The organism is Nocardia carnea (assembly GCF_029869215.1).
Classification (GTDB): domain Bacteria; phylum Actinomycetota; class Actinomycetes; order Mycobacteriales; family Mycobacteriaceae; genus Nocardia; species Nocardia carnea_B.
Window position 1 is genome coordinate 1 of the sequence record NZ_JARWPM010000226.1, and the last position, 2537, is coordinate 2537.

General features: G+C 71.1%; 1 protein-coding gene and 1 pseudogene. Both read left to right on the forward strand.

What is annotated here, in order from left to right:
* Positions 1-751 (forward strand): annotated as a pseudogene (locus QH276_RS15730) (hypothetical protein); the annotation flags it as partial.
* Between the two features lie 360 nt (positions 752-1111).
* The gene (mgtE, locus tag QH276_RS15735) at positions 1112-2476 is read left to right on the forward strand and encodes a magnesium transporter (protein WP_280406788.1); all 1365 of its coding nucleotides are present in this window, start codon (positions 1112-1114) and stop codon (positions 2474-2476) included.
* Positions 2477-2537: the final 61 nt, after the last annotated feature.

The following is a 2537-nucleotide window of genomic DNA, read 5'->3' on the forward strand; positions in this document are numbered from 1 at the left end:
CCGCCCGCCCGGGGCCGGCGGCGATCCGCGGCCGGCGGCCACCGCCGTAGGCACCCACCCGTGCCACCACACCGCCGACGGTGGGCCCGGCCGGGGGCCCCCCACCGCGGCCGCGGAGCCGGCGCCCCGGTGGATCCGCCGGGCCGCGGTGGCGGCGGGTGTGCTCCTGGTGGCCGTGGCACTGGCAGTGGTGCTGGTCGTCGTATCGACACGGGATACCCCGGGTACCGGTGTCGCGGCATCGTCGGCGACACCGTCCGCCACCACCGCGACCTCCGCCCCGCCGGTGGCCGGCTGGGGCAGCCACACCTATGTGGTGAACGCCTTCCCCGGACTGCTGCCGCCGGCACCGGAGGAATCCGGTTACGGCGGGATCCGCTGTTTCGCGGTCGACAGCAACAATCGCCCGGCGGACCTGAGCCGCCCGGCGACCGGGGAGAGCAAACTCTCGTGCAACGGTGACAAGAACCCGTTGCACGTGCTCATGGTGCGGTGCAACGCGGATCGCAACGCGGTGACCGACCCTGTCTTGACCGACGATGTGACGGCGACCGGCCGGCAGCGCTGGGAGCGCGCCTCCGGTACCGGGCAGATCGCCTATGGCGACCTGCCCGCACCCGACGGCACCCCCTCCGGTGGCTTCGTCGCGATCTTCGACGACGGTATTCGCGCCCCCTGTCTGGTGCGCGGATACGGCGGGAACTCCGGCCGCGACCTGGTGGACCGGTGGTGGAATTCCGCGCCGATCTGATCTCCACCCACCAACGGCCGGCGGACAGCCGTCCAGCCCGCTCGACACGCCCGGGAATGTGAAACGCCGTGTGACGAACGTTGCGATGCGAACATCCCCGCCGGTGGATGTATCCTGCACAGGAATGCGTTGGCATTCACAGACTATTGATCCGGATGAGCGGCGCGCTCCAGCGCGCGGCGGCGACCGAGAAGGAGGTGGTGTTGCCATGCGCAGCGAACCTCCCAGTCGAAGGCCGCGCGGCGCCGTCCGTCCGCGTTTCCGCTAGCAGTTCCTGCCGGCGGAGCGGCCCGGCTCGGCGCCTCGCGGTGTGACTTCACTCGAATCACTCGCAAATCAACGCTGTGCCGAGGACCTCTCATGTCGCAGATCGAACTCATCGAAGCGCCGACGACGCTGTCGGAATCCCTCCAGGACGTGGTCGAAAGCCACCGCGTGGACGCCGCGCTGCACTGGCTGGACAATCATCCGCCGCACGTCATCGCCGACGAGCTCGCGCGCATGGGCGCGGTCGAGGCCGGGGTGGCGTTCCGGCTCCTGGACAAAGACCTGGCCCTGGCGGTGTTCGAGGAACTCGAACCCGTCGACCAGCAGCAGATCCTGCAGGGCCTGCGCGATCAGAGCTTCCGCGAACTCGTCGAGGGGATGGCCCCCGACGATCGCGCCCGCATGTTGCGCGAAGCGCCCGCCAAGGTCGCGAAGAAGGCGCTGGCCGGGCTGAGCCCGCGCGAGCGCCGGATGACCGCGGCACTGCTCGGCTACCCGGAGGGGTCGGTCGGGCGGTACATGTCGCCCGAGGTCGTCGCGATCCCGGGCACCCTCACTGTCGCCGACGCCCTGCGCACCGTGCGGGCCAAGGGCGAGAACGCCGAAACCGTGTACACCCTGCCCGTGGTCGATACGGGCCGCCGGTTGCAGGGCATCGTCGAACTGCGGGAGCTGGTGCTCAGCGGTCCGGACACGATGGTCGCGGAGCTGGTGGTCACCGAACCGGCGTTCGTCCGTGCCACCGATTCGGCGGAGAAGGCCGCGCGCCTGATGCGCGAGACCAACGACATCAACCTGCCGGTGGTCGACAGCGAGGACCGGCTGGTGGGCCTGCTCACCATCGACGACGCCGTCGAGGTGATCGAAGCGGCCGACAGCGAGGACGTCGCGAAGCAGGCGGGTTCGGCGCCCTGGGAAGGCCACTACATGGCCGCGGGCGTTTTCCAGCTCGCCCGCTATCGCGCCCTCTGGCTGATGCTGCTGCTGGTCGCGGCGACCCTCACGGTGAGCGTCACCGGTTTCTTCGAGGCCACCCTCGAGCAGGCCGCCCAGCTGGCGCTGTTCATCCCGCTGCTGATCGGTGCCGGCGGGAATGCGGGCGCCCAGGCCGCCACCGCCTGTGTGCGCGCGGTCGCGGTGGGCGAGGTGCGCGGGGGCGACCTGTTCAAGGTGATTTGGCGGGAATGCCGGGTGGGCCTGGTGCTGGGGTCGATGCTGGCCGTGGTCGGTCTGGGAATCGGGGCCTTGTTCGTCGGGCCGCGGGTGGCGGTGGTCGTCGGGGTCACGCTCGTGCTGATCTGCGCGTGGGCCGCGACCATCGGCGGCACCATGCCGCTGCTGGCCAAGCGGCTGCGGATCGACCCCGCGGTGGTGTCGGCCCCGATGGTCACCACCCTGGTGGACGCTACCGGCCTGATCATCTACTTCACCACCGCCAAACTGGTCCTCGGCATCTGAACTGCGCCGGGGGGGGGGGGGGGGGGGGGGGAGCGCGGCGGGGGGGGGGTGGGGGGGGGGG

What these genes read in the sequence shown, in the direction of transcription:
- mgtE (WP_280406788.1), top strand. Translation starts at nt 1,112, where the DNA reads ATGTCGCAGATCGAACTCATCGAAGCGCCGACGACGCTGTCGGAATCC.